This is a genomic window from Actinomyces ruminis (assembly GCF_002154335.2).
Taxonomy (GTDB): domain Bacteria; phylum Actinomycetota; class Actinomycetes; order Actinomycetales; family Actinomycetaceae; genus Actinomyces; species Actinomyces ruminis.
Genome location: NZ_MTPX02000084.1, coordinates 1 through 5754, shown reverse-complemented (window position 1 = coordinate 5754; position 5754 = coordinate 1). Strand labels below are relative to the sequence as shown.

The 5754-nt window shown below is 59.2% G+C and carries 3 rRNA genes; all 3 read right to left on the bottom strand.

From position 1 onward, the window contains the following. Positions 1–34: 34 nt before the first annotated feature. The 3 genes from rrf to BW737_RS15160 all read right to left on the bottom strand — a co-directional run bounded on the left by rrf (position 35) and on the right by BW737_RS15160 (position 5668). Positions 35–154 (bottom strand): 5S ribosomal RNA (gene rrf / locus BW737_RS15170). A gap of 385 nt (positions 155–539) precedes the next feature. After that, a 23S ribosomal RNA gene (locus BW737_RS15165) occupies positions 540–3752 on the bottom strand. 352 nt (positions 3753–4104) lie between these two features. Next, positions 4105–5668: ribosomal RNA gene (locus BW737_RS15160) — 16S ribosomal RNA — on the bottom strand. The 16S, 23S and 5S rRNA genes sit together here, the layout of an rRNA operon. Between the last annotated feature and the right edge of the window lie 86 nt (positions 5669–5754).

Here is a 5754-nt window from a genome sequence, read left to right as displayed (position 1 = left end):
GTTGGTTGTGTTTGTGGGTGTGGGTTGGTGCGTGTGTCGGCGGTGTCCTACTCTCCCGCCCGCCTGTCGGGGGCAGTACCATTGGCGCTGGGGGGCTTGGCTTCCGGGTTCGGAATGGGTTCCGGGCATGTCCCCGCCCGCTATGACCACCGGCACGCGCACCAACCCACACCCACGTTCTGATCCCACATGCGTGCGTGGTTGGTTGGCTGGCGCACCCCCCGGGGTTCTTACTGCCCGGGGGTGCGTGTGTTTGTTTTGTGCGGTTATCCAGTTATCACCGGCCCAACCCACGCTTGTTGCTGTTGGGGTGGGTTGGGGTCGCCTGCCTGCCAGCACACGCCCGCGTATGTGGCGTGTGTGGGGGTGGGTTGTGTGTGAACCGTACAGCGGACGCGGCCTGAAGCATCAGGCGCATCAACGATCGTCTTTGTTGTTTGGGTGTGTTGGTGTGGTTGGGCCGCCCCCCGGGTTGGGGGGTGGTGCCCGCTCGCGTGTGTGTTTGCGTGCTCGTTTGTGTGTGTGCTCGTGTTTGGTGTTTTGTGTTGTGTTCGGCTGTTGTTAGTACCAGTCAGCTCAAGTCCAACAGGATTCACCCCACCCGGGGCTGCCTGCTTCCACGCCTGGCCTATCAACCCAGTAGTCTACTGGGAGCCTTCCACACCCCCCCAAGGGGGGGGTGTGTGGAGACCTTATCTTGGAGACGGTTTCCCGCTTAGATGCTTTCAGCGGTTACCCGACCCGAACGTAGCCAACCAGCCGTGCCCCTGGCGGGACAACTGGCGCACCAGAGGTTCGTCCGTCCCGGTCCTCTCGTACTAGGGACAGCACTCCTCAAGTCTCCTGCGCGCGCAGAGGATAGGGACCGAACTGTCTCACGACGTTCTAAACCCAGCTCGCGTACCGCTTTAATGGGCGAACAGCCCAACCCTTGGGACCTGCTCCAGCCCCAGGATGCGACGAGCCGACATCGAGGTGCCAAACCATGCCGTCGATATGGACTCTTGGGCAGGATCAGCCTGTTATCCCCGGGGTACCTTTTATCCGTTGAGCGACGACCCACCCACACGGGATCGTCGGATCACTAGCTCCCACTTTCGTGCCTGCTCGACCCGTCAGTCTCACAGTCAAGCTCTCTTGTGCGCTTGCACTCAACACCTGGTTGCCGACCAGGATGAGAGAACCTTTGAGCGCCTCCGTTACTCTTTAGGAGGCAACCGCCCCAGTTAAACTACCCACCAGGCACTGTCCCTGACCCGGATCACGGGCCCAGGTTCAGACGCACGCCACCATCAGAGTGGTATCCCAACAACGACTCCACGACCGCTAGCGCGACCGTCTCACAGTCTCCCACCTATCCTGCACAAACAATGGCGGACGTCAATACCAAGCTGCAGTAAAGGTCCCGGGGTCTTTCCGTCCTTCTGCGCGTAACGAGCATCTTTACTCGTAATGCAATTTCGCCGAGCTCATGGTTGAGACAGTAGAGGAGTCGTTACGCCATTCGTGCAGGTCGGAACTTACCCGACAAGGAATTTCGCTACCTTAGGATGGTTATAGTTACCACCGCCGTTTACTGGGGCTTAGGCTCACCGCTTCACCCCACACTAGCGTGGGACTGACGGATCCTCTTAACCTTCCAGCACCGGGCAGGCGTCAGTCCGTATACATCGCCTTACGGCTTCGCACGGACCTGTGTTTTTAGTAAACAGTCGCTCCTCCCTGGTCCCTGCGACCCTCACCCCTAGCCCGCAAACGGGGCTTCAAGGCTCAGGCCCCCCTTCTCCCGAAGTTACGGGGGCATTTTGCCGAGTTCCTTAACCATGATTCACTCGCACGCCTGGGCATACTCTGCCCGACCACCTGTGTCGGTTATTGGGTACGGGCGGTGAAGCACCTCGCGTCGAGGCTTTTCTAGGCACCACAGGATCACCCTACTATCCCCCACCCACAGGCAGGGTCACCATCACGCCTCACCCAACCCCACCCCCCCCACAAGGAGGGAGCAGGGTGTGCGCCCGGATTTACCTGGGCGCCGGGCCACACGCTTGAACGGGACAAGCCATAAGCCCCGCGAGGCTACCTCTGTGCGTCACCCCAGTTAACACGCTTGCCTACCAGCACGGTCGGTCCCCAGACCACAACCACCACCCCCGCCGGGACCCGAAAGCCCCACACGAGGGAAAACAGTGGTTAACGGCGTGGGTTAGTACCCGCACGTCAGCATGGGCGGTACTCCACCGGTACGGGAATATCAACCCGTCATCCATCGACTACGCCTGTCGGCCTCGCCTTAGGCCCCGACTCACCCAGGGAGGACGAACCTGCCCCTGGAACCCTTGGTCATACGGCGCCGGGGAATCCCACCCCGGTCTCGCTACTCATGCCTGCATTCTCACTCCCACGCCGTCCACCCCAAGGTCACCCCGAGGCTTCACCCAACGCAGGACGCTCCCCTACCACCCCAACCACAACGGCCAGGGTCCGCGGCTTCGGCGGTGCGCTTGAGCCCCGCTACATTGTCGGCGCACGACCACTCGACCAGTGAGCTATTACGCACTCTTTCAAGGATGGCTGCTTCTGAGCCAACCTCCTGGCTGTCACCGCGACCGCACATCCTTTCCCACTTAGCGCACACTTAGGGGCCTTAGCCGGCGATCCGGGCTGTTTCCCTCTCGACCACGAAGCTTATCCCCCGCAGTCTCACTGCCACGCTACAACCGAACACGGCATTCGGAGTTTGACTGGCATCAGCAACCCTGTAAGGCCCCTCAACCAACCAGTGCTCTACCTCCGCACGGCAACACGCGACGCTGCACCTAAATGCATTTCGGGGAGAACCAGCTATCACGGAGTTTGATTGGCCTTTCACCCCTACCCACAGCTCATCCCCCCCGTTTTCAACCGAGGTGGGTTCGGTCCTCCACACGCTCTTACACGTGCCTCAACCTGGCCATGGGTAGATCACCCCGCTTCGGGTCCAGAACGCGCCACTAAAACGCCAAACATTTCAGACTCGCTTTCGCTACGACTACCCCACACGGGTTAACCTCGCGACACGCCCTGACTCGCAGGCTCATTCTTCAAAAGGCACGCCACCACCCAACCCACCCCAAACAAGTCAGGACAGGCGGGCTCTGACGGCTTGTAGGCGCCCGGTTTCAGGTACTCTTTCACTCCCCTCCCGGGGTACTTTTCACCATTCCCTCACGGTACTAATCCGCTATCGGTCACCAGGAAGTATTTAGGCAGCCAGGTGGTCCTGGCAGACTCACGCAAGACTCCACGAACCCCACGCAAAAAAGGGGAAAACACGCTCAACACCACACCAGCAGGTTCAACCTACGGGGCTATCACCCTCTACGGCTCCCCATCCCAGAGAATCCGGCTACCCACCAGCAACAGCGCAGGCCCACGGCAGCAGACCAAACAAGCACGCCCCACAACCCCGCAGCCGCAACCCCTGCCGAGTAATCACACGACCACGGTTTAACCTAATCCGCTTTCGCTCGCCACTACTCACAGAATATCCTCTCCTACGGGTACTGAGATGTTTCACTTCCCCGCGTAACCCCCCACCCCCTATCAATTCAGAGGCAGGTGACGCGACACAACTCGCGCCGGGTACCCCCATTCGGAAACCCTCGGATCACAGCCCGCAAGCCGGCTCCCCGAGGCATATCGCAGGCCACCACGTCCTTCATCGGCTCCTAGTGCCAAGGCATCCACCGAACGCCCAAAAAAACAACACAAAACAAACACAAGCAAAACAAGCAAGCAAACCAAACAGAACAAACAACAAAACACGCAAAACAACCACAAGCAACAACAAACCAACAAAACAAAACGTTGATGCTCGCGTCCGCTATACAGTTCACAACCAACCCACCCAACCAACCAGCCCCAACCCCCAAAACCAGGAACCAGAACCAACCAGTAGGCAACACCAGGGCGCGCAGCCCCGGAACCCGACAGCATGCCACCCCAACCCCCAACCACAAAGGAAGGAAGAACAAAAAGGGGTTCTGTCCGCCAGGCCACCAGACGCGACCAAACAAACGAACAGAGTGCCTGCCTGCCCCGCCGGCAAAACAGTCTCCTTAGAAAGGAGGTGATCCAGCCGCACCTTCCGGTACGGCTACCTTGTTACGACTTCGTCCCAATCACCAGCCCCGCCTTCGACCGCTCCCCATAGGGCCACGGGCTTCGGGCGTCACCGGCTTTCATGACGTGACGGGCGGTGTGTACAAGGCCCGAGAACGTATTCACCGCGGCGTTGCTGATCCGCGATTACTAGCGACTCCAACTTCACGGTGCCGAGTTGCAGGCACCGATCCGAACTGAGACCGGCTTTAAGGGATTCGCTCCACCTCACGGCATCGCAACCCACTGTACCGGCCATTGTAGCATGCGTGAAGCCCAAGACATAAGGGGCATGATGATTTGACGTCATCCCCACCTTCCTCCGAGTTCACCCCGGCAGTCTCCCGCGAGTCCCCACCCGAAGTGCTGGCAACACGAGACAAGGGTTGCGCTCGTTGCGGGACTTAACCCAACATCTCACGACACGAGCTGACGACAACCATGCACCACCTGCAGACCAGCCCAAACCACAAAAAGCAGAAAGAGAACCACCGTCTCCGGCAGCAACCGGCCCATGTCAAGCCTTGGTAAGGTTCTTCGCGTTGCATCGAATTAATCCGCATGCTCCGCCGCTTGTGCGGGCCCCCGTCAATTCCTTTGAGTTTTAGCCTTGCGGCCGTACTCCCCAGGCGGGGCACTTAACGCGTTAGCTACGGCGCGGAAACCCCGGAAAAGGGCCCCCACACCCAGTGCCCAACGTTTACAGCATGGACTACCAGGGTATCTAATCCTGTTCGCTCCCCACGCTTTCGCTCCTCAGCGTCAGCAACAGCCCAGAGACCCGCCTTCGCCACCGGTGTTCCTCCTGATATCTGCGCATTCCACCGCTACACCAGGAGTTCCAGTCTCCCCTACTGCGCTCAAGCCAGCCCGTACCCACCGCAAGCCCCCAGTTAAGCCAGAGGATTTCACGGCAGACGCGACCAGCCGCCTACAAGCCCTTTACGCCCAGTAATTCCGGACAACGCTCGCGCCCTACGTATTACCGCGGCTGCTGGCACGTAGTTAGCCGGCGCTTCCTAACCCGGCTACCGTCAACCCACCCACCAAGGGGCAAGCCTTCACCACCGGAAAAAGAGGTTCACAACCCGAAGGCCTCCATCCCTCACGCGACGTCGCTGCATCAGGCTTCCGCCCATTGTGCAATATTCCCCACTGCTGCCTCCCGCAGGAGTCTGGGCCGTATCTCAGTCCCAGTGTGACCGTCCACCCTCTCAGGCCGGCTACCCGTCAAAGCTTGGTAAGCCATCACCCCACCAACAAGCTGATAAGCCGCGAGCCCATCCCCCACCAGAACAACCAAAACAGTTGAACCTATACCAACCCACCCATGCAGGCAGGCCAGACCACCCCGTATTAGCCGCCCTTTCAAGCAGTTATCCAGGAGAAGAGGCAGGTTACTCACGTGTTACTCACCCGTTCGCCACTAACCAACCCACCAAAAAAGCAGGAAGATCCGTTCGACTTGCATGTGTTAAGCACGCCGCCAGCGTTCGTCCTGAGCCAGGATCAAACTCTCCAAACAAAACAAAAACCAAACAAAGAAACCAACAAAAAACCAACAAAACAAACAAACACGACACACTATCGAGATCCCAAACAACACACCCA